This is a genomic window from Blautia sp. AM47-4 (genome assembly GCF_003479865.1).
GTDB lineage: Bacteria > Bacillota > Clostridia > Lachnospirales > Lachnospiraceae > Fusicatenibacter > Fusicatenibacter saccharivorans.
The window spans coordinates 68,395-88,946 of record NZ_QUHY01000007.1; the positions used below are offsets into that span (position 1 = coordinate 68,395).

The 20,552-nt window shown below is 49.1% G+C and carries 16 protein-coding genes and 1 pseudogene; 16 read left to right on the forward strand and 1 reads right to left on the reverse strand.

Going from position 1 to position 20,552, the window contains the following annotated elements; all coding sequences use genetic code 11:
• Positions 1 to 118: 118 nt before the first annotated feature.
• The 11 genes and pseudogenes from DW965_RS06615 to DW965_RS06665 all read left to right on the forward strand — a co-directional run bounded on the left by DW965_RS06615 (position 119) and on the right by DW965_RS06665 (position 13,187).
• Positions 119 to 1,342 carry a 6-phosphofructokinase gene (locus DW965_RS06615; RefSeq protein ID WP_119198172.1) on the forward strand — a complete coding sequence of 408 codons (1,224 nt, stop codon included), beginning with the start codon at positions 119 to 121 and terminating at the stop codon, positions 1,340 to 1,342.
• Positions 1,343 to 1,612: 270 nt separating this feature from the next.
• Complete coding sequence (locus DW965_RS06620) at positions 1,613 to 3,046, forward strand: acyl-CoA carboxylase subunit beta (protein WP_022462330.1); 1,434 nt, start codon at positions 1,613 to 1,615, stop codon at positions 3,044 to 3,046.
• Positions 3,047 to 3,061: 15 nt separating this feature from the next.
• Positions 3,062 to 3,835 carry an OadG family protein gene (locus tag DW965_RS06625; protein WP_118659149.1) on the forward strand — a complete coding sequence of 258 codons (774 nt, stop codon included), beginning with the start codon at positions 3,062 to 3,064 and terminating at the stop codon, positions 3,833 to 3,835.
• Between the two features lie 14 nt (positions 3,836 to 3,849).
• A complete protein-coding gene (locus DW965_RS06630; protein WP_117509004.1) occupies positions 3,850 to 4,227 on the forward strand; it encodes a biotin/lipoyl-containing protein in 378 nt (125 codons plus the stop codon).
• A gap of 33 nt (positions 4,228 to 4,260) precedes the next feature.
• Positions 4,261 to 5,412, forward strand: a complete 1,152-nt coding sequence (locus DW965_RS06635) for a sodium ion-translocating decarboxylase subunit beta (RefSeq protein WP_055226382.1) — start codon at positions 4,261 to 4,263, stop codon at positions 5,410 to 5,412.
• A 49-nt stretch (positions 5,413 to 5,461) separates the two neighbouring features.
• Positions 5,462 to 6,871, forward strand: coding sequence for an oxaloacetate decarboxylase subunit alpha (locus DW965_RS06640; protein WP_022462334.1), 1,410 nt, complete (start codon positions 5,462 to 5,464; stop codon positions 6,869 to 6,871).
• A gap of 230 nt (positions 6,872 to 7,101) precedes the next feature.
• Positions 7,102 to 8,076 carry a MurR/RpiR family transcriptional regulator gene (locus tag DW965_RS06645; protein WP_118594791.1) on the forward strand — a complete coding sequence of 325 codons (975 nt, stop codon included), beginning with the start codon at positions 7,102 to 7,104 and terminating at the stop codon, positions 8,074 to 8,076.
• The gene (locus tag DW965_RS06650; RefSeq protein ID WP_118594753.1) at positions 8,073 to 9,320 is read left to right on the forward strand and encodes an NAD(P)/FAD-dependent oxidoreductase; all 1,248 of its coding nucleotides are present in this window, start codon (positions 8,073 to 8,075) and stop codon (positions 9,318 to 9,320) included. The genes DW965_RS06645 and DW965_RS06650 overlap by 4 nt, the downstream gene beginning before the upstream one ends.
• A 44-nt stretch (positions 9,321 to 9,364) precedes the next feature.
• Positions 9,365 to 10,029, forward strand: a pseudogene (cmk, locus tag DW965_RS06655) ((d)CMP kinase).
• A 32-nt stretch (positions 10,030 to 10,061) separates the two neighbouring features.
• Positions 10,062 to 11,963: a bifunctional 4-hydroxy-3-methylbut-2-enyl diphosphate reductase/30S ribosomal protein S1 gene (locus tag DW965_RS06660; protein ID WP_118594754.1), complete on the forward strand. Its 1,902-nt coding sequence runs from the start codon at positions 10,062 to 10,064 to the stop codon at positions 11,961 to 11,963.
• 147 nt (positions 11,964 to 12,110) lie between these two features.
• A complete protein-coding gene (locus DW965_RS06665) occupies positions 12,111 to 13,187 on the forward strand; it encodes a putative ABC transporter permease (protein WP_117801018.1) in 1,077 nt (358 codons plus the stop codon).
• Positions 13,188 to 13,251: 64 nt separating this feature from the next.
• Here DW965_RS06665 and DW965_RS06670 read toward each other — a convergent pair whose 3' ends face one another.
• Complete coding sequence (locus DW965_RS06670) at positions 13,252 to 14,340, reverse strand: ribonuclease H-like domain-containing protein (RefSeq protein ID WP_117801021.1); 1,089 nt, start codon at positions 14,338 to 14,340, stop codon at positions 13,252 to 13,254.
• Positions 14,341 to 14,512: 172 nt separating this feature from the next.
• On the opposite strand from DW965_RS06670, the gene ruvA reads away from it, so the two are divergent.
• From ruvA to DW965_RS06695, 5 genes are all read left to right on the forward strand, one after another.
• The gene (ruvA, locus tag DW965_RS06675; RefSeq protein ID WP_117508999.1) at positions 14,513 to 15,127 is read left to right on the forward strand and encodes a Holliday junction branch migration protein RuvA; all 615 of its coding nucleotides are present in this window, start codon (positions 14,513 to 14,515) and stop codon (positions 15,125 to 15,127) included.
• 40 nt (positions 15,128 to 15,167) lie between these two features.
• Positions 15,168 to 16,178, forward strand: coding sequence for a Holliday junction branch migration DNA helicase RuvB (gene ruvB, locus DW965_RS06680; RefSeq protein ID WP_022461905.1), 1,011 nt, complete (start codon positions 15,168 to 15,170; stop codon positions 16,176 to 16,178).
• A 130-nt stretch (positions 16,179 to 16,308) separates the two neighbouring features.
• Entirely contained in the window at positions 16,309 to 16,740 is a 432-nt protein-coding gene (gene zapA, locus DW965_RS06685; RefSeq protein ID WP_055226374.1) for a cell division protein ZapA, read from the forward strand.
• Positions 16,741 to 16,797: 57 nt separating this feature from the next.
• Entirely contained in the window at positions 16,798 to 19,011 is a 2,214-nt protein-coding gene (locus DW965_RS06690; RefSeq protein ID WP_117801024.1) for a U32 family peptidase, read from the forward strand.
• 26 nt (positions 19,012 to 19,037) lie between these two features.
• Positions 19,038 to 20,552, forward strand: a complete 1,515-nt coding sequence (locus DW965_RS06695) for an FtsW/RodA/SpoVE family cell cycle protein (RefSeq protein ID WP_119198173.1) — start codon at positions 19,038 to 19,040, stop codon at positions 20,550 to 20,552.

Genomic DNA, 20,552 nt, shown 5'->3' on the forward strand with positions numbered 1-20,552 from the left:
CCGGAAACGCAAAACAGGGTGTACGGAAGAAAAAAAATATGGTACGCTATAGGACGAAGCGAAAGTGATTTCGTGAAAAACTTTTAGAAAGTAGTGGGAATAGATGGAGGAAAATCATATGCGAAATCTGTTAGTAGCGCAGTCTGGCGGACCGACCGCGGCGATCAATGCAACGGTGGCAGGAGTTGTTTCCTGTGCTGCACTGTCCGGAAAAGTAGATCATATTTATGGTGCGGTAAATGGAATTGAAGGCGTGCTTGCAGAAAAATTTCTTGATCTTGGAAAAAAACTGGATTCAGCAGAAAAAATCTCTCTTCTGATGCAGACCCCGGCAGCAGCGCTTGGCTCCTGTCGTTATAAACTGGGCGATCCGGAAGAAAACAAGGAGGATTTTGAAGAAATACTTCAAATTTTTCGCAGACATGAGATCCGTTATTTTATTTATATCGGCGGAAATGATTCGATGGATACCGTAGACAAGATGTCAAAGTACTGCAAAGAAAACGGTGTGGACGATGTGTTTGTTGTCGGGGCGCCAAAGACGATTGACAATGATCTTGTCGAAACGGATCACTGCCCGGGCTTTGGATCTGCGGCAAAATATCTGGCAGCAACCTTTGCAGAGCTGGAGAGAGACTGCCATGTATATGAAAAGAAGGCTGTGACCATCGTGGAGGTCATGGGAAGAAACGCAGGATGGCTGACGGCAGCGTCTGCACTGTCCCGTGTCAACGGCGGAGAAGGGCCGAGCCTGATCTATCTTTGCGAGCCGGTCTTTGACACCGAACAGTTTTTAAAGGATGTGCAGGAAAAACTGGAACAGAAGGACAGTGTTCTGGTTGCAATCAGCGAGGGCATCCATGACAGCGAGGGCCGCTATGTTTCTGAGCAGGTGCAGAGCGATGCACAGGATCAGTTTGGGCACAGCTACATTGCAGGTTCTGCAAAAGTACTCGAAGAGCTGGTGCGTGACCGTATCGGCTGTAAGGTAAGATCGATTGAACTGAACCTGATGCAGCGGTGCGCGGCTCATCTTGCGAGTGCGACCGATCTTGAGGAGTCCCGTATGCTCGGCATGAAAGCCTGCCAGTGTGCACTGGAAAAACAGGGAGGACAGATGGCATCGATCCGAAGAATCTCCGCGGATCCTTACCGCGTGGAGTATACCTCCGTTCCGGTATCGGAAGTGGCAAATAAAGAAAAGAAAGTGCCGCTTTCCTGGATTACAGAAGATGGTCATGATGTGACCGAGGAGATGATGGCGTATCTTCGTCCGCTGATTCTTGGCGAACCGGCGATGCAGTATGAGAATGGAATTCCGGTTCACATTGAACTATATTAAACCGAAGGAAAAACGTGTAAGAAAAGCCGCCGCCGGGCGGCTTTTTTGTACGATGCGGAAAGAAAACAGGACTTTTTGAAAAAGGAAAGGCCGGGAAAAATCAAGTTTGACCTTCCATTTATAATAGGAAAAATCTGAAATTTTTCTGTCTATTTTCTGTCAAAAAGGTGAGAAAAAGTATTGAAAAAAAACGAAAAAACAGATATGATAGACTTGTATAAAATTTGTTTAAAATTTTATAATGAAAATAGAAAGATGGAGGTTTGAAGAATGAGTAACACAGCACAAAGTTTAGCGAGCACAAGAATCGCCTCTTTGCTGGATGAAAACAGCTTTGTGGAAATCGGCGGACAGGTTACTGCCAGAAGCACAGATTTCAACATGGCCGGCATGGAGACACCATCCGATGGTGTAATTACTGGTTACGGTGTGATCAACGGCAGCCTGGTATACGTATACAGCCAGGATGCGTCTGTGATGGGCGGTACCATCGGCGAAATGCATGCAAAAAAAATCGCGAGACTGTATGAGTTTGCACAGAAAACAGGTGCTCCGGTCATCGGACTGGTAGACTGTGCCGGTATGCGTCTGCAGGAGGCAACTGATGCTCTGAACGGTTTCGGCGAAATCTATATGGCGCAGGCAATGGCATCCGGCGTGATTCCACAGATCACAGCAGTATTTGGTACCTGCGGCGGCGGTATGGCACTCATCCCGGCTATGACAGACTTCACGTTCATGGAGTCTAAAAACGGAAAACTTTTCGTAAACTCCCCGAACGCACTGGACGGAAACCACGTATCCAAATGTGATACCGCATCCGCAGATTTCCAGGGCGAAGAAGCAGGTCTTGTTGACTTTGCTGGAACCGAGGAAGAAATCCTCGGACAGATCAGAAACCTGGTATCTATGCTTCCGGCAAACAACGAGGACGAAGCATACACCGAGTGCGAGGATGATCTGAACCGTGCATGTGCAGACCTTGCAAACTGCGCAGGCGATACCGGAATCCTTCTTTCTCAGCTCAGCGACAACGGCATCTATTTTGAGACCAAAGCCGCTTACGGAAAAGATGTTGTAACTGCATTTATCCAGTTAAACGGAGCAACCGTAGGAGCAGTTGCAAACCGCTCTGAAATCTACGGCGAGGACGGAACGGTAAAAGAGAAAATGGATGGAACCTTAAGCGCAAGAGGAGCCAAAAAAGCAGCAGATTTCGTAAACTTCTGCGATGCTTTCTGCATCCCGGTACTTACCATCACAAACGTAACCGGATTCAAGGCAACCAAATGCTCTGAGAGAACCATGGCTAAGAACGCAGCAGCCCTGACCGCAGCTTTCGCAAACGCAACCGTTCCGAAAGTAAACGTTGTTGTCGGCAAAGCATACGGAAGCGCATACGTTGTCATGAACAGCAAATCCATCGGAGCAGACATGGTATTTGCATGGCCGAACGCAGAAATCGGAATGATGGATGCAAAATCTGCAGCAAAGATCATGTACGAAGGATCTGACGCTGCTACCATCAACGAGAAAGCAGCTGAATATGCAACCCTTCAGAACAATGTAACTTCCGCAGCCAGAAGAGGCTATGTGGACACCATCATCGAGCCGGAAGACACCAGAAAATATGTTATCGGCGCATTCGAGATGCTGTATACCAAGAGAGAAGACAGACCGGACAGAAAACACGGAACAGTCTAAGGAAGGTGGCATACGATGAGAAAGAACTGGAAAAAATTAGTAAGTCTCGTCCTTACCGCAGCCTGCACCATGGTTGTGACCGTAGCTCCTGTTTTTGCGGATGCGGCATCTACACCGGCTTATTCACCGGTTGAGGCATCTACGGTAGATTCTCTGCTCTCCTCCAGTGTTCAGTGGGTAGGACAGAGCCTGATGACCTACAGCGATGACGATCTTGCCAATATGGAAGCTTCCGACCAGCAGTTCTATGCAAGAGCAGCTGAGGCATGGGAAGAGGCAAAGGCTGACCTCGGAGAGGTAAAAAGCCTGGAAGACGGTACTCTCGAAGTAGACGGAGATTTTGTAACCTGCACAATTCCGGGTGAATTTGAAAAAAATCCTGGTATTGTCCGCGTATTCTGGAACATCAGCACCGGAACACCAGTTCCGACCGACCTCACCATCACCGTTGAGGAGTCAAAGGGCGTTCTGATCGGCCAGGCCGGCATGAACACCATCATCGGAATCGGTACCGTATTTGTTATGCTGATTTTCCTGATTTTCGTTATTTCTTCGTTTGATTACATTTTGGGAGACAAGAAGAAGAAAAAAGCACCGGCAGCACCTGTACAGGAAGCACCGAAGGCTGTCGCAGCACCGGTTGTTGAAGAGACAGCACCGGAAGCAGACGATATGGAGCTGCAGGCTGTTATTACAGCTGCAATCGCCATGTATGAAGAAGATATGGCTTCTGCATCCGGAGATGCTTATGTTGCACGTCCGATCCGCAGAAAAGGCAAAAGAGCTTAAGGAGGAAATTTTCAATGAAAAACTACACCATTACCGTAAACGGAAATGTATATAACGTAACTGTAGAAGAAGGAACCACAGCAGGCGCAGCTCCAGTTGTCAGCGCAGCAAAAGCAGCTCCGGCACCAAAAGCAGCACCGGCAGCACCGAAAGCAGCAGCTCCGGCAGGCGCAGCAGGCAGCGTAGAGGTTACTGCTTCTGTACCTGGTAAAATCTGCAAAATCGAAGCAGCAGCAGGCACCGCTGTAAAAGCAGGAGATGCTGTTCTTGTACTGGAAGCCATGAAGATGGAAATCCCGGTTGTAGCACCGCAGGATGGCACAGTAGCAACCATCAATGTAGCAGTAGGCGATGCAGTAGAATCCGGTGACGTTCTTGCAACCATGAACTAATGCCCGTTGTAAGAAAAAACCGGAGGTGAAAAAATGATTACTGAAACTTTAAACAACCTGCTTCACCAGACGGCGTTTTTTAATCTGGACTGGGGCAATTACGTTATGATCGCAGTGGCTTGCTTCTTCTTGTATCTTGCGATTAAGCATGAATTTGAGCCGTTGCTTCTTGTACCGATCGCATTCGGTATGCTGCTTGTAAACATTTACCCGGACATCATGGCTGAGCCTTATACCGACGTACAGGGTCTTGAGCATGCGGGCGGTCTGTTCTACTATTTCTTTACTCTGGACGAGTGGAGTATCCTCCCATCCCTGATCTTCATGGGTGTAGGTGCGATGACAGACTTCGGTCCGCTGATTGCAAACCCGATCAGCTTCATCATGGGAGCTGCAGCACAGCTTGGTATCTATCTGGCGTACTTTTTCGCTATTTTCATGGGATTCAATGGAAGAGAGGCAGCAGCTATCTCCATCATCGGCGGTGCCGACGGCCCGACTTCTATCTTCCTTCTGAACAAGCTCGGACAGCAGCACCTGATGGGACCGATCGCAGTAGCAGCATATTCCTATATGTCACTTGTGCCGATCATCCAGCCGCCGGTCATGAAGCTTCTGACTACAGAAAAAGAGCGTAAAATCAAAATGGAGCAGCTTCGCTCCGTATCCAAACTTGAGAAGATTCTGTTCCCGATTGTCATTACAATCGTTGTCTGCATGATTCTTCCGTCTACCGCTCCGCTGGTAGGTATGCTGATGCTTGGTAACCTGTTCCGCGAGTGCGGCGTTGTAAAACAGCTTCAGGAGACAGCTTCCAACGCCATGATGTACATCGTTGTTATCCTTCTTGGTACTTCCGTTGGTGCATCCACAAGTGCGGAGGCATTCTTAAATGTCAGCACTTTAAAGATCGTTGCACTGGGTCTGATCGCATTCGTATTTGGTACTGCAGGCGGTGTCCTGTTAGGAAAAATACTGTGCAAGGCAACACATGGAAGAATCAACCCGTTGATTGGTTCTGCAGGTGTATCTGCGGTTCCGATGGCAGCCCGTGTATCCCAGAAGGTTGGCGCTGAGGCAGATCCGACGAACTTCCTGCTGATGCATGCGATGGGACCGAACGTAGCCGGTGTTATCGGTACAGCAGTAGCGGCCGGTACCTTCATGGCGATCTTTGGTGTATAACTTCTTAAGACAAACAAAAGTGAAAAACACTTCATTTAGGAGGATAGAAATGGCAGTAGAAAAGAAACCTGTCAAGATTATGGAAACTGTTCTGCGTGATGCACATCAGTCCCTGATCGCGACGAGAATGACAACAGAACAGATGCTTCCGATCATCGATAAAATGGATAAAGTCGGATATCACGCAGTAGAGTGTTGGGGAGGTGCAACTTTCGATGCTTCCTTACGTTTTCTGCATGAAGATCCATGGATGAGACTGAGAAAACTCCGTGACGGATTCAAAAATACAAAACTGCAGATGCTGTTCCGTGGACAGAATATCCTGGGATATCGTCCGTACGCAGACGACGTAGTAGAGTATTTCGTACAGAAATCCATTGCAAACGGAATCGACATCATCCGTATTTTTGACTGTATGAACGATCTGCGCAACCTGCAGACCGCTGTCAGCGCAGCAAACAAAGAAAAAGGCCACGCACAGGTAGCACTTTCCTATACTTTAGGAGATGCTTACACCCTGGATTACTGGACCACCATGGCAAAGAGAATCGAAGAGATGGGTGCAGATTCCATCTGTATTAAAGATATGGCAGGCCTGCTCGTTCCGTACAAGGCAACTGAGCTGGTAACCGCGCTGAAAGAAGCAACCGATCTTCCGATTCAGCTGCACACCCACTATACTTCCGGTGTTGCATCCATGACGTACCTGAAAGCAGTAGAGGCTGGTGTTGATATCATCGATACCGCAATGTCTCCATTCGCTATGGGTACTTCACAGCCGGCAACTGAGGTTATGGTTGAAACCTTCAAAGGCACTCCATACGATACTGGTCTGGATCAGAACAAACTGGCTGAGATCGCAGATTACTTCCGTCCGATGAGAGACGAAGCGCTCGATACAGGCCTCTTAAATCCGAAGAACCTTGGCGTAAATATCAAGACTCTTCTGTATCAGGTACCGGGCGGTATGCTCTCCAACCTGACAAGCCAGTTAAAAGAGCAGCACGCAGAGGACAAATACTACGATGTACTCGAAGAAGTACCGCGCGTAAGAAAAGACCTCGGCGAGTGCCCGCTGGTTACTCCGTCTTCCCAGATCGTTGGTACCCAGGCTGTATTCAATGTCCTGATGGGCGAGCGTTACAAGATGGTAACGAAAGAGACAAAAGACGTTCTTGCCGGAAAATACGGTGCAACTGTAAAACCGTTCAATCCGGAAGTACAGAAGAAATGCATCGGCGATACCGAGCCGATCACCTGCCGCTACGCAGACCTGCTTGAGCCGGAGCTTCCGAAACTGGAGAAAGAGATCGAGCAGTGGAAACAGCAGGATGAGGATGTATTAACCTACGCTCTGTTCCCGCAGGTAGCTGTAGACTTCTTCAAATATCGTGAAGCGCAGCAGACAAAAGTAGATCCGGCAGCCGCTGACAAAAAAGACGGCGCATATCCGGTCTAAATAAAATCTGAGTAAAAAAATCAGCCGGTGTTCTGTGTTCCCCGTAAAAAGGGAATGCAGAACACCGGCTTTCCTTTTCAGCTTTTCAGCCATTGCGTCAGTAATTTATTCGTGTTATAATTCAAAAGATCGAGGTGTGTCCGAAAAAGAATCAGGATGCCCCCAAAAGAAAAAATGTGGATGCCGAACGGCATTTGCAGATCGGAAAAACAAATCAGGAAGAAAATAACATGAAAAAAGAAAAAGAACAGTCTTCTTCAGAAGAGCAGAAGGCAGCGAACGAGAATCTCCTCATTCGTCTGAATCAAAATTACGGAAAGTTGAGCAAAGGACAGAAGAGGCTGGCAGATTTTATTACGGCACATTATGACCAGGCCGTATCGATGACGGCAGCGCGCCTGGGACAGCAGGTCGGCGTCAGCGAATCGACAACGGTTCGCTTTGCGATGCAGCTTGGCTACGCGGGATATCCGGAGTTCCAGCGCGCACTGGAGGAGATGGTGATGAATCGTCTGAATTCAGTGCAGCGGATGCAGTTTACGTATGGCCGCGTGCCGCAGGGAGAAATTCTGGAGACCGTCCTGCAGTCGGATATTGAAAAAATCAAGATGACGCTGGAAGAAGTGGACCGGAGCGCCTTTGAGCGCGCTGCGGATACGATTCTTTCTGCGCAGACAATTTACATTGTCGGCATTCGGAGCTGCGCGCCGCTTGCGAGCTTTCTGGCGTTCTATTTCCATATGATTTTCCCGGATGTGCGCCAGGTACAGACAAACAGTTCCAGCGAGATTTTCGAGCAGATGATCCGCATCACGGAGGATGATGTGGTGATCGGCATCAGCTTCCCGCGGTATTCGATGCGTACGATGAAGGCACTGGAATTTGCGAACAGCCGCAAAGCGAAGGTGATTACGATCACAGACAGTGTGCATTCACCGATGAATGTTTATGCAGCCTGTACGCTGATTGCCAAGAGCGATATGGCATCGATCGTTGATTCTCTGGTGGCCCCTTTGAGTGTAATCAATGCGCTTGTCGTGGCGCTCTGCATGAAACGCCAGGCGGATGTGAAAAAGACACTTGAGAGCATGGAAAAACTGTGGGATGAGTACCAGGTTTACAGCAACGATGAAATCAACGGGCTGGACGATGCACGTCCCATGGGCGGAAAAAAGGCAGCTCTGCCGGTAAAGGAGAAAGCATGAGAAAAGCAGCAGTAATCGGCGGAGGTGCCGCCGGAATGATGACCGCCGTGCTTGCCGCCGGCGAAAAGACAGAGATTCATCTCTATGAAAAAAATGAAAAGCTGGGAAAGAAGCTGTTTATCACAGGAAAGGGCCGCTGCAATGTGACAAACGACTGCCCGACAGAAGAGTTCTTCACGAATGTGGTGACAAACCCGAAATTTCTGTACAGCTCCGCCTACAGCTTTGACAGCGCCCAGGTGCAGGAGTTTTTCGAAGCGGCAGGTGTCCGCTTAAAAGTGGAGCGCGGAAACCGTGTCTTCCCGGAGTCAGATCACTCCTCGGATATTATCCGCGCGCTGGAGACGGAACTGAAACGGAAAAATGTGCAGGTGCATAAGAATACAAAAGTAAAAGAGCTTCTTTTCGAAGGAGACCGCGTGAAAGGAATCCGCCTGGAAAACGGGAAAGAGCTTTTTTACAATGATGTCGTTGTCGCAACCGGCGGTATGTCGTACCAGACGACGGGGTCGGATGGAGACGGCTACCGTTTCGCAGAAGAGGCAGGACTTGCCGTCACTCCGCTCCGCCCGGCGCTGGTGCCGCTGGAAACAGAGGAAGCGTACATCCGTGAGCTGCAGGGACTCTCCCTGAAAAATGTGACGATGACGATTAAAAACGGCAAAAAAACGCTGTTCGATGGATTCGGCGAGATGCTGTTTACACATTTCGGAATTTCCGGCCCGCTGGGGCTTTCTGCGAGCTCCTACATCGGAAAAGCACTGGAACAGCAGCCGTTGAAAGGATATCTGAACCTGAAGCCGGCACTCACGGAAGAACAGCTGGATGCGCGGATCCTGCGTGAATTTGAGGAAAACCGGAACAAACAGTTCCGCAACGTGATCAACAGTCTGTTCCCGGCGAAACTGCTTCCGGTGATGCTCTCTCTTGGCGGGATCGACCCGTACAAACAGGTCAATGCCGTATCGAAAGCGGAGCGTCAGCACTTTGAAGAGCTGATCACGCATTTCCCGTTTACAGTAACCGGAACACGGGGTTTCCGTGAAGCAATTATCACACAGGGTGGTGTTTCCGTGAAAGAGATCCGTCCGGGCACGATGGAGGCAAAGAAAAAAGAAGGTCTGTACTTCGTAGGAGAAGTGCTCGATCTCGATGCACTGACCGGCGGCTTCAATCTGCAGATTGCCTGGGCAAGTGCCCACGCTGCAGCCGAAGAGATCCGGGCAAAGGAAGAACAGGAATAAAATATGGATCACAGATTTTAGAATTTTCAGGAGGAAGAGAGAAGATGAGATTTAATCTTGCAATTGACGGACCGGCAGGCGCTGGCAAAAGTACAATCGCAAAACGTGTGGCAAAGGAGCTTTCGTTTGTCTACGTTGATACAGGAGCAATGTACCGTGCCATGGGCATCTATTTTTCAGATCTTGGCATTGCACCGGAAGAGCAGGAAAAATTGAGGCAGCCTGCAAAGATGTGAAAATTTCCATTTCCTACGAAAACGGAGAGCAGCAGGTTTATTTAAACGGCGTCAATGTCACCGGAAGACTGCGCACCGAGGAGGCTGGAAAGATGGCATCCGCGACAAGCGCCTATCTGGAAGTACGGAAAAAACTCGTGGAGCTGCAGCAGGAGATGGCGGAGAATACGGATCTTGTGATGGACGGCCGCGATATCGGAACTGCCGTTCTGCCGAACGCACCGTTGAAAGTCTATCTGACAGCAAGTGCCCATGTCCGCGCACTGCGCCGCTGGAAAGAGCTGACCGAAAAGGGACAGACAGCCGATCTTGCGAAAATCGAGGAAGATATCAATGAGCGTGATTATCAGGACATGCACAGAGAGCATTCCCCGCTGGTACAGGCAGAAGACGCCGTACTCGTTGACAGCTCTGAAATGACGATCGATGAGGTTGTGGAAAAGATCTTAAGCCTTGCCCGCGAGCGCATGTAAACGCGGCAGAGAAAAGAGGAGAAGAAAAACAGATGGAAGTAACTGTTGCAAAAAGTGCAGGCTTCTGCTTCGGCGTCAAACGGGCGGTCGATACGGTATACCGTGAAATTGAGAGCGGTGAAAAGCCGGTCTACACCTTCGGGCCGATTATTCACAACGAACAGGTTGTGGAGGATCTCGAAAACCGCGGCGTGCAGGTGATCCATTCGGAAGATGAACTAGAGGGGCTTTCCGGCGGAACCGTTGTGATCAGGTCGCATGGCGTGTCGCGGGATGTCTGTGAAAAGATCGAAGCGCGCGGCATGAAGATTGTAGATGCGACGTGCCCGTTTGTCAAGAAGATCCACCGGATTGTGGACGAGGAGGGCAGAAAAGGCCGCCACGTCGTCATCATCGGAAGCGTGGATCATCCGGAGGTACAGGGCATCATGGGATGGGCGAGCGGCCCGGTTACCGTGATGCATACCGCCGAAGAAGCGGAAAGTTTTGTGCCCGAAAATGGAAAACCAATATCTATTGTGGCACAGACGACATTTAATTACAACAAATTTAAAGATTTAGTTGAAATTTTTTTGAAAAAGAGTTATGATAGTACTGTTTTAAAGACTATCTGCAACGCTACCGAGGAAAGACAGACGGAAGCGAGAGCAATTGCCAGGAAGGTTGATGCCATGTTTGTCGTGGGAGGCAGACATAGTTCAAACACGCAAAAGCTGTATGAGATATGTAAAGAAGAATGTAAAAATACTTACTTTATAGAGACACTCGTTGATTTGGAATCTAAGCCTTTTCAATCATTTGGTCGCGTAGGTATTACAGCTGGGGCATCCACCCCGAATAAAATAATTGAGGAGGTTCAAAAAATGTCAGAAATGAGTTTTGAACAAATGCTGGATGAATCATTTAAAACAATCAGAAACGGAGAAGTCGTTGAGGGTACTGTAATCGATGTCAAAGACGATCAGATTATCCTGAATATCGGATACAAAGCCGATGGTATTCTTACCAAAAACGAATATTCCAACGATTCTTCCATCGATCTTCACACCGTTGCACAGCCAGGTGACAAAATGGAAGTCAAAGTTCTGAAAGTAAATGATGGAGAGGGACAGGTCCTTCTTACTTACAAGAGACTTGCTGCTGAAAAAGGCAACAAGAGACTCGAGGAAGCATTCGAGAATCATGAAGTTCTGAAAGCAAAAGTAACACAGGTACTGAACGGAGGATTATCCGTAGTTGTTGAGGAGACCAGAGTATTCATTCCGGCCAGCCTTGTATCTGATGTATATGAAAAAGATCTGTCTAAATATGCAGATCAGGAAATTGAATTCGTTATTACCGAGTTCAACCCGAGAAGAAGACGCATCATCGGTGACCGCAAACAGCTCATCGTTGCTGAGAAGAAGAAACTGCAGGAAGAACTGTTCGCACGCATTGCAGTTGGCGATGTTGTAGAGGGAACTGTTAAGAATGTTACCGATTTCGGCGCATTCATCGATCTGGGCGGAGCTGACGGACTGCTTCACATCTCTGAGATGTCCTGGGGCCGCGTAGAGAACCCGAAAAAAGTATTCAAAGTTGGTGAGACTGTAAAAGTTCTGATCAAAGACATCAACGGCGACAAGATCGCTCTTTCCTTAAAATTCCCGGAAGAGAATCCGTGGCTGAACGCTGCTGATAAATACGCTGTAGGCAACGTAGTAGAAGGCTGTGTTGCCCGTATGACTGACTTTGGTGCATTCGTTGAGCTTGAGCCGGGCGTAGATGCTCTGCTTCATGTTTCCCAGATCTCCAGAGAGCACGTTGAGAAACCGTCTGATGCACTGAAAATCGGACAGGAAATCACTGCAAAAGTAGTTGATTTCAACGAGGAAGACAAAAAAATCTCTCTGAGCATGAAAGCTCTGGAAAACGAAGAGCCAGTAGAAGAGTAAGAATAATTTAACTTGCAGGTGCTGCAGTTGGATGATTAGAATGCCGTAGACAACCGGGTTTCCTGAACAGACAGGAAACCTGTTGCCTGCGGTATTTTCTTATCATCCTGTTTTTGGCACCAGAAAAGAAAAAGGGGATGAAAGTTTATGTGGGAGACGAAGATTCTGGGTGTGGATCTGTACCACGTTCTAGCATGGTTCTGGCTGTACAGCTTCTGCGGATGGATCTGGGAGAGTTCCTATGTATCGATCCGGCAGAAAAAACTGGTCAACCGCGGTTTTGTCAATGGTCCGCTGCTGACACTGTACGGCACCGGCGCTGTTATGGTATACTTGATCCTGCGCCCGTTTGAAGCGAACGTCTGGGCACTGTATTTCGGAGGTGTCATTGTAGCGACGGTTCTGGAATATGTAACCGGCGTGCTGATGGAGACCATTTTTCATGCGCACTGGTGGGACTACAGCAATCAGAAGTTTAATTTTCAGGGAAAGATCTGCCTCAGCAGTTCGATTGCCTGGGGATTCTTTACACTGGGGCTGTTCTATATTCTGCAGCCGATTGCCGTGAAAGTAGTGAATCTTGTTTCGGATACTACAGGAGAGATCATTGTTTCCGTTGTTACCGTCTGCTATCTGGTAGATTTTGGATTTTCCGCAGCCGCAGCATTCCAGCTGGGACAGAAGATGCGCAGTCTGGAGAAAACGTGGGGAGAATTTATGAAATATCTGCAGAAATCCCGCTTTAACCAGCTTGCCGAGGAGATGAATGCGAAAGTACAGCAGTATCGTGCAGAGTATTCCAGAGATAAGATGAAAGAATATCTGGCCGAGAAACGCCAGACACTGTCTGAGGCAATGGAGCAGATGCAGAAGCTGGAGAAGGAGCGGAAAGAAGCCGAGGGAAGAAGAAATCCGCTTTCCGAGTCGAAGAACCGCCTGATGGAGTTCGGAGCAGAGCAGAAGGAACGCCTGACCGAGTTCGGAGCAGAGCAGAAAGAACGGTTTGCGGCACTTGGATTTGATGTGCGCAGCGATAAGATGCCGGATCTTAAAGAGCTGCTGGAGCGCTTTGACCAGATGACAAAACCGCAGCTTCCGACCAACTGGCTGATGCGCCTGACAACGAAACGTTATCTGCGCGCCTATCCGCATCTGCAGGGAACGCATCATGCTTCTCTGAAAAAGGAAGAAAAAAAGGTAGAAGAGAAAGAAGAGAAAAAATAAAGGACTGCTTGGAAAGGACAGTCCCGGAAAAACGGCCGTGCATGCAAAAACGTGTACGGCTGTTTTATTTTCTGGTTTTGCTATCGTATTTGAAAAAGAGCTGAAGCTCGGAACAGAGATACTCTTTCAGGAGATTTTCCTGCGAAAGAAAGGCATCGGACCACTCAAAATAGTAAGGGCGGCTTTTGAAATCCTCGCGGAAGGCCGGGGTGAAAAACTCTTTCTGCTGCGGAAGAAATGTACCGGTCCGCCGCTGATAGCAGTTGGCAGCCTTTGCTTTCTGACGGTGTTCCGGATCGACAAACGCGCCAACGCTCTTGTGAACAGCCTGATCCTCCAGCGGAAGATAATAGTAATTCTTATAGTCCGGGAAGAAATATTTCAGCTCCGCCGTATGCGTCTGCAGGGAGAGAGAAACCCGTGAACCAAAGGCTGTAAGAGAACCATCCGCGCAGACACGGGAGAGGAAAACCGGAACTTCCCGCTCGGGCTGCAGTGAAACTTCCAGTGTCTGTCCGGTAAAACGACACGACTGGACAGAAAAATCGCCGTGAAACAGGGCAGGAAGCGCGAGCAGTTCCAGAACAGAACCCATGCCGAGGACATCCTCATAATTGTGAAGGAAAAGCAGTTCCAGTTTCTTTTCATCCAGTGTCTGAAGATAGTCGTGGTAAACAGAAATCAACTGTTTTCCGTTAAGTTGATCCTTCCGTGGGAATGAGAGATACTGTTCCACATTTTTCTGTTTCATTGAAGAAAGTCCCAGGATTGACTGAAACGGGCGGAGTGCCTGATAAAGATCCAGGGATGCGATTGACGAAAGCGGATCTTCCATCTGATAAAACAGTGCTTTGTGTGTGAGGTAAGGAAGATCAAATGTCGTTCCATTAAAATGCACCAGCTGCTTCACGTCGGAAAGAAACGTGAAAAAAGAGACAAGCATCTCTTTTTCTTCGGTCGGTCGATCAAGAAACCACTGGCGCAGTGTGAAAGCATCCGCGGCCGGGTCAAAGAACAGCGCACCAATCAGATAGAGATGCGAGGTACGCCAGGAAAGGCCGGTCGTCTCAATATCGAAAAAGACATCGCCGTTTCTCAGATACATCTGAAGATTGGCAGAGAGAGCAGCGGGGGTAGAATCTATGATCTGCATAAGGTTTTTTGTCTCCTTTGAAAAACTTTTTTGAATCTAAAGATATTATAAGACGAAAAAATCTGACATGCAAGAAAGACAGCGACTAATCGTTGCGTGATGAGAAAAGTTCTGCTATAATAGAATGTGCGTTCGCTTTCGAAAAAAGAAAACGGCGCTTTGGAGGAAAAACATGATTGCATTTATCAAAGGAACTGTAGATTCTCTTTCGGAAGGAAAAATGATTCTCGAAAGCCATGGAATCGGCTATGAGCTGAATATTCCAGCGAGTATGTTCGACGCAGGCATCCGGGAGGGAGAAGAGTTAAAGATATATACCCATATGAGTGTGCGGGAAGACGGAATTTCCCTATTCGGCTTTCTGTCCCGTGAAGATCTTGAAATATACCGTATGCTGATCGGCGTAAGCGGCATCGGACCAAAAGCGGCGCTTGCGGTGCTGTCCACGCTTACTGCAGACAATCTGCGCTTTGCCGTCCTCTCGGAAGATGTCCAGGCGATTGCCAAAACACCGGGCATCGGAAAGAAGACCGCGCAGAAGCTGATTCTGGAATTAAAAGACAAATTCGACCTGCAGGAAGCGTTCGAGCAGAAGCTGGCAGGAAATCAGGCGGCTGCGGCGGTACGGCAGACAGGCGAACCGGATGCCTTCCAGGATGCGGTACAGGCGCTGACTGCGCTTGGCTACTCCGGAACGGAAGCACTGCAGGCAGTAAAGAAAGTCGAAATCACCGAAGGCATGGACAGCGAGGCTGTGCTGAAAGCGGCATTGAAGCATATGTTTTAGCAGATGGTCCTAAATTGTGGAAGAAGGAAACCTTATAACGATGGAAAGAAGAATTATCACAACTGACGTTCTCGAGGAGGACGTGAAAATCGAAGGTTCGCTCCGTCCCCAGCACCTGGACGACTACATCGGACAGGAAAAGACGAAAAAGAACCTGAAAGTATATATTGAAGCAGCAAAACAGCGAAGTGATGTTCTCGATCATGTGCTGTTTTACGGCCCTCCGGGACTTGGAAAAACAACGCTGGCGGGCATCATTGCAAATGAGATGGGAACCCATATGAAGGTAACGAGCGGCCCGGCGATCGAAAAACCGGGTGAGATGGCAGCGATCCTCAACAATCTGCAGGAGGGCGACGTCCTGTTTGTTGATGAGATCCACCGCCTGAACCGCCAGGTCGAGGAGGTTCTTTACCCAGCGATGGAGGATTTTGCGATTGATATCATGATCGGAAAAGGCTCTTCGGCGCGCTCGATCCGCCTGGATCTGCCGAAGTTTACGCTGGTCGGCGCAACAACGCGTGCAGGTCTTTTGACTGCCCCGCTCCGCGACCGGTTCGGTGTCATCCACCATCTGGAATTTTACACGGAGGAAGAATTGGCCAACATTATCCTGCACTCCTCAAAAGTACTGAATGTGGAGGTGGACCCGCAGGGAGCGCTTGAGATGGCGCGCCGTTCCAGGGGAACACCGCGTCTGGCAAACCGGATTTTAAAGCGTGTCCGCGACTTTGCCCAGGTGAAATACGATGGAAGAATCACAAAAGAGGTCGCATCATTTGCTCTCGATCTGCTGGAAGTAGACCGTTACGGACTGGATCAGACTGACCGGCTGCTTCTTACCACCATTATGGAAAAGTTCCAGGGCGGTCCGGTGGGACTCGATACCCTGGCAGCATCGATTGGAGAAGATGCCGGCACCATCGAAGATGTCTACGAGCCGTTCCTGATCAAATCCGGATTTATCAACCGCACTCCGCGCGGAAGAGTGGCAACGGAATTTGCCTGGCACCACCTGGGGCTGGAGGCACCGCGTAAGATCGAAGAGTAAAAGCCCTGAATCTTTCATTTTCTGTCGCTTTTTGCAGAAAAAGGTTGTTTTTCTTCCATTTTCGGTATATGATAGGTTATATTAGCCGGAAGTTTGGTCCGGTTAAATTCAGTGGAGGAAAAGCAAAAGAATGGCTGTAAAAAATACAACACAGGTTTTAATAGATGGAAAAATTATCACACTGGGAGGCTATGAGAGCCCGGAATATCTGCAGAAAGTAGCTGCTTATCTGAATCAGAAGATCAGCGAACTTTCCCAGTCAGCCGGATACAACCGCCTGTCGGTGGATACGAAGCACACACTGCTTGCACTGAACATTGCAGACGACTATTTCAAAGCAAAAAGCCAGGTAGATACCCTCGAAGAGGATATGGAAGCCAAAGACCGGGAAACCTACGATATGAAGCACGATCTGATCGCAGCGGAAATCCAGGCCGGCGATCTGAAAAAAGAGCTGGAAGAGAAACGAATCGAGCTGGAACATGTGCGCGGCGAGATGGAAGAACTGCAGCGGCAGCTTGATAAGGCAAATAAGGATCTGGAAGATTTATTAAAAGCGTAAAAGAAGGAAAAACGGGGGATTGCGGAACAGGTAATCGCCCGTTTTTAGGAGATAAAGATGAAGACAGAATTATTAGCACCAGCCGGTTCGATGGAAGCGTTAAAAGCGGCGGTTTCCGCCGGTGCGGATGCCGTCTATCTCGGCGGAGCCGCATTCGGCGCAAGAGCGTATGCAAAAAATCTGGATGAGCAGGAGATTCTCTCAGCCATCGATTACGTCCATCTGCGGAACCGGAAACTGTATCTGACGGTCAACACCCTCTTAAAAGAGGAGGAACTGGAAGAGAAACTGTATCCGTATCTGCGTCCGTACTATGAGCAGGGACTGGATGCCGTGATTGTCCAGGATATGGGCGTTTTAAAGGCGGTCCGCTCCTGGTTCCCGGATCTCGACATTCATGCGAGCACACAGATGACAGTGACAGGATCTGCGGGAGCGCGTTTCCTGGAGAGCCTTGGCGCGACGCGTGTGGTACCAGCCCGTGAGCTTTCGTTTGCGGAGATCCAGAAAATCCACCGGACGACCAACCTTGAAATTGAATGCTTCGTCCACGGGGCGCTCTGCTACTGCTATTCGGGACAGTGCCTTTTTTCCAGCCTGATCGGCGGGAGAAGCGGAAACCGCGGAAGATGCGCGCAGCCGTGCCGTCTGCCGTACGAAGCGTACGATAAAGACAACCACCGCATGGGGGAGCCGGGCGACCGCTATCCGTTAAGCCCGAAGGATATGTGTACGGTAGAACTGCTGCCGGAGATTGTAAAATCCGGGATTATGTCCCTCAAAATCGAAGGCAGAATGAAAAAGCCGGAGTATACAGCGGGCGTTGTCAGCATTTACCGCAAATACCTCGATCTGTACGAAAAAAAGCCGTCCCGTTTCCACGTTCTGCCGGAGGACATGAAAAAGCTGTATGAGCTGTATAACCGTGACGGTTTCAACAAAAGCTATTATACCGTAAGAAACGGACGCGATATGATGGCGCTGAAGAACGAAAAAGAGCAGGAAAATAAAAAGAAACAGCGCAGAAATGAGCAGCTCTTTTATGAGATCCAGAGAGATTATATCGAGACTGAGGCAAAAGAGCCGATTTCCGGCTTTCTGACCCTGTATCCGGGCCAGCCGGCGTTCTTAAGTGCAGAAAGCGGAAAATACAGCGTAACAGCAGAGGCGGGCATGGTAGAACCGGCAAAGAAGCAGCCGCTGACCGAGGAACGCGTAAAAACACAGCTGGAAAAGACAGGCGAGACACCATTCTATTTCAAAGAACTCGATATCTGTATGGATGACAACTGTTTCGTGCCGATGCAGACGTTAAATGAGCTGCGGAGAGGCGTTTCGGACCAGCTGGTGAAAGAGATGACAGAGCCATACCGCAGAAAAGCAGCGGAAAAGCCGGAACAGGAAGCAAAAGCATCTGGAAAACCGGACCAGGAGAGCAGGGCAGAAAAGAAAATGGAGCTGACCGCATCTGCCGAGACGAGAGCCCAGTGGAATGCGCTGCTCGAGATTCCGGAGATCACGACGATCTACGCCGGCATGGGATGCTTCAAACGGGAAATCTTCGAAGAGCAGGCGGAAAAAGGCATCCTGCAGGCGAAAGAACTGGGAAAACAGGTTTATCTGATGCTGCCGCACGTTGTACGTGAAGGCGATCTGAAGGAATACCGCGACACGTTCCGCTGTCTGAAGGAGATCGGTCTTGGCGGTTTCCTGATCCGCAATCTCGAAAGCTTTTCATTTTTGAAAGAGATGGGAATGGAAAAGGATATCCGGCTCGATTACAGCGTTTACACGTACAACAGCCGTGCGCAGGCATTCTGGCAGGAGCAGGGCGTGCAGCGTGATACCGTTCCGTATGAGCTGAACGAGTGGGAAATCGGAAAACGTGACAATACGAACAGCGAAATAGTGGTCTACGGCTACCTTCCGATGATGGTTTCCGCCCAGTGTGTCCAGAAGAACCTGAACGGCTGCAATCACAGTTATTCCCTGGTACGCTTAAAAGACCGGATGGGAAAATACTTCCCGGTGAAGAGTTACTGCACCTCGTGCTACAGTGTGATCTACAACAGCCTTCCGCTCGGCCTGGTAAAAGAAGCCGATGAGATCCGGTCCATGCATCCGGCTGCGGTGCGGCTGAATTTTACCATCGAGACACTGGAGGAGACAAAAGAAATCGCCGCTGCGTTTGCTGGAACGTACTGTAAAGGAATCGCAGTTCCGGCCGAACAGGAATATACCAAAGGCCATTTCCGCCGGAAAGTAGAGTAAACGGTGAGAAAAAATAAGGGGAATTTATGGAAAATACCATTGTTCAGTTATCAAAATATGTGATTACCTTCCTCATGATCTGTTTTACCGTGCAGTCGTTTGCTGCACTCAAAGAGCGGGATGAGGATGAGCGCCATTACATTCTGATGCGGCAGATCATCATGATCGTTCTGATGAATTTCATCTGTTTCTTCGTGATGTTCCTCCAGGAGGGCGAAGTATCAACGATTCAGATGTTTCTGCTCACGATGGCGTATATCCTGGGCGTACAGATCCTGTACCGCCTGATTTACCGGAAGGCATCGATGATCCTGGTAAACAACATGTGTATGCTGCTCTCGATCAGCATGATTATTCTGACGAGACTGAGCGTGTCAAAGGCGATGTCCCAGTACAAAATTCTGGCGGCATCCACACTGCTCTGCTTCATCATTCCGGTCATTGTCCGAAAGGGCAAGTTCCTGAAAAATCTGACCTGGATTTACGCTGTGCTCGGAATTGCCATGCTTTCCGTCGTTATGGTGCTTGGCTTTACTTCCGGCGGTGCGAAGCTGTCGATCGAAATCCACGGCATTACGTTCCAGCTCTCCGAGATTGCCAAGATCACACTCGTGTTCTTTATGGCAGGCATGCTGCGCGAGGATAATTCCTTTGGAAACGTTGTGAAAGCAACGGTCATTGCGGCAGTTCATGTGCTGATCCTTGTTGCATCCACCGACCTTGGAACTGCGTTCGTCTTCTTTATGGCGTACGTGGTTGTAATCTATGTGGCAACGAGAAAAGCCAGATATCCGCTTTTGGGACTTGCGGGAATGAGTGCCGCCTGCGTTGTGGCGTATTTCCTGTTTTCCCATGTACGGAACCGTGTGGCACTCTGGCAGGATCCGATCGGAAACTGGGATATCAGCAGCCAGTTAGCACAGGGCCTCTTCGGCATGTGCTCCGGCGGATGGTTCGGAACCGGCCTTTTCGAGGGACGGCCTGACATTATCCCGGTTGCAACGAAAGACTTTATTTTCTGTGCGATCTGTGAGGAGATGGGCATTATCTTCGGAATCTGCCTGATTCTGCTGTGCATGTCCACATTCCTTCTGATTATCAATATTTCCATGAAGATGAGCAAACGGTTCTACAAACTGATTGCCATGGGTCTTGGAACGGAATATGCGACACAGGTGTTCCTCACCATCGGAGGAACCATTAAATTTATTCCTATGACAGGTATCACGCTGCCGCTGGTCAGCTATGGAGGAAGCTCTATGTTCTCCACGGTGCTGATGCTGTCGATCATTCAGGGATTGTACATCTTAAGGGAAGACGAAGGTGAGGAGCTTGAGAAAAGACGAAACAAGAAGAAACGAAACCAGCAGAAAAACGACCCAGGCGCCAAGAAAAAACGACGCCCGGACGAAGAGACCGAAAGACGAAAGAAGAGCGGCAGCCGGAACGATGGACAGGGAACCCGCCAGAAGTACCGCGAGCAGCCGGATGAATTCGAACGGCGGATCGAAGAGCAGACCGAGAACAGCCTCCACTGGTAA

Excerpts from the sequence above, each read along its gene's own strand:
- DW965_RS06615 (WP_119198172.1), top strand. The coding sequence starts at position 119 with ATGCGAAATCTGTTAGTAGCGCAGTCTGGCGGACCGACCGCGGCGATC.
- DW965_RS06620 (WP_022462330.1), top strand. The coding sequence starts at position 1,613 with ATGAGTAACACAGCACAAAGTTTAGCGAGCACAAGAATCGCCTCTTTG.
- DW965_RS06625 (WP_118659149.1), top strand. The coding sequence starts at position 3,062 with ATGAGAAAGAACTGGAAAAAATTAGTAAGTCTCGTCCTTACCGCAGCC.
- DW965_RS06630 (WP_117509004.1), top strand. The coding sequence starts at position 3,850 with ATGAAAAACTACACCATTACCGTAAACGGAAATGTATATAACGTAACT.
- DW965_RS06635 (WP_055226382.1), top strand. The coding sequence starts at position 4,261 with ATGATTACTGAAACTTTAAACAACCTGCTTCACCAGACGGCGTTTTTT.
- DW965_RS06640 (WP_022462334.1), top strand. The coding sequence starts at position 5,462 with ATGGCAGTAGAAAAGAAACCTGTCAAGATTATGGAAACTGTTCTGCGT.
- DW965_RS06645 (WP_118594791.1), top strand. The coding sequence starts at position 7,102 with ATGAAAAAAGAAAAAGAACAGTCTTCTTCAGAAGAGCAGAAGGCAGCG.
- DW965_RS06650 (WP_118594753.1), top strand. The coding sequence starts at position 8,073 with ATGAGAAAAGCAGCAGTAATCGGCGGAGGTGCCGCCGGAATGATGACC.
- DW965_RS06660 (WP_118594754.1), top strand. The coding sequence starts at position 10,062 with ATGGAAGTAACTGTTGCAAAAAGTGCAGGCTTCTGCTTCGGCGTCAAA.
- DW965_RS06665 (WP_117801018.1), top strand. The coding sequence starts at position 12,111 with ATGTGGGAGACGAAGATTCTGGGTGTGGATCTGTACCACGTTCTAGCA.
- DW965_RS06670 (WP_117801021.1), bottom strand. The coding sequence starts at position 14,340 with ATGCAGATCATAGATTCTACCCCCGCTGCTCTCTCTGCCAATCTTCAG.
- ruvA (WP_117508999.1), top strand. The coding sequence starts at position 14,513 with ATGATTGCATTTATCAAAGGAACTGTAGATTCTCTTTCGGAAGGAAAA.
- ruvB (WP_022461905.1), top strand. The coding sequence starts at position 15,168 with ATGGAAAGAAGAATTATCACAACTGACGTTCTCGAGGAGGACGTGAAA.
- zapA (WP_055226374.1), top strand. The coding sequence starts at position 16,309 with ATGGCTGTAAAAAATACAACACAGGTTTTAATAGATGGAAAAATTATC.
- DW965_RS06690 (WP_117801024.1), top strand. The coding sequence starts at position 16,798 with ATGAAGACAGAATTATTAGCACCAGCCGGTTCGATGGAAGCGTTAAAA.
- DW965_RS06695 (WP_119198173.1), top strand. The coding sequence starts at position 19,038 with ATGGAAAATACCATTGTTCAGTTATCAAAATATGTGATTACCTTCCTC.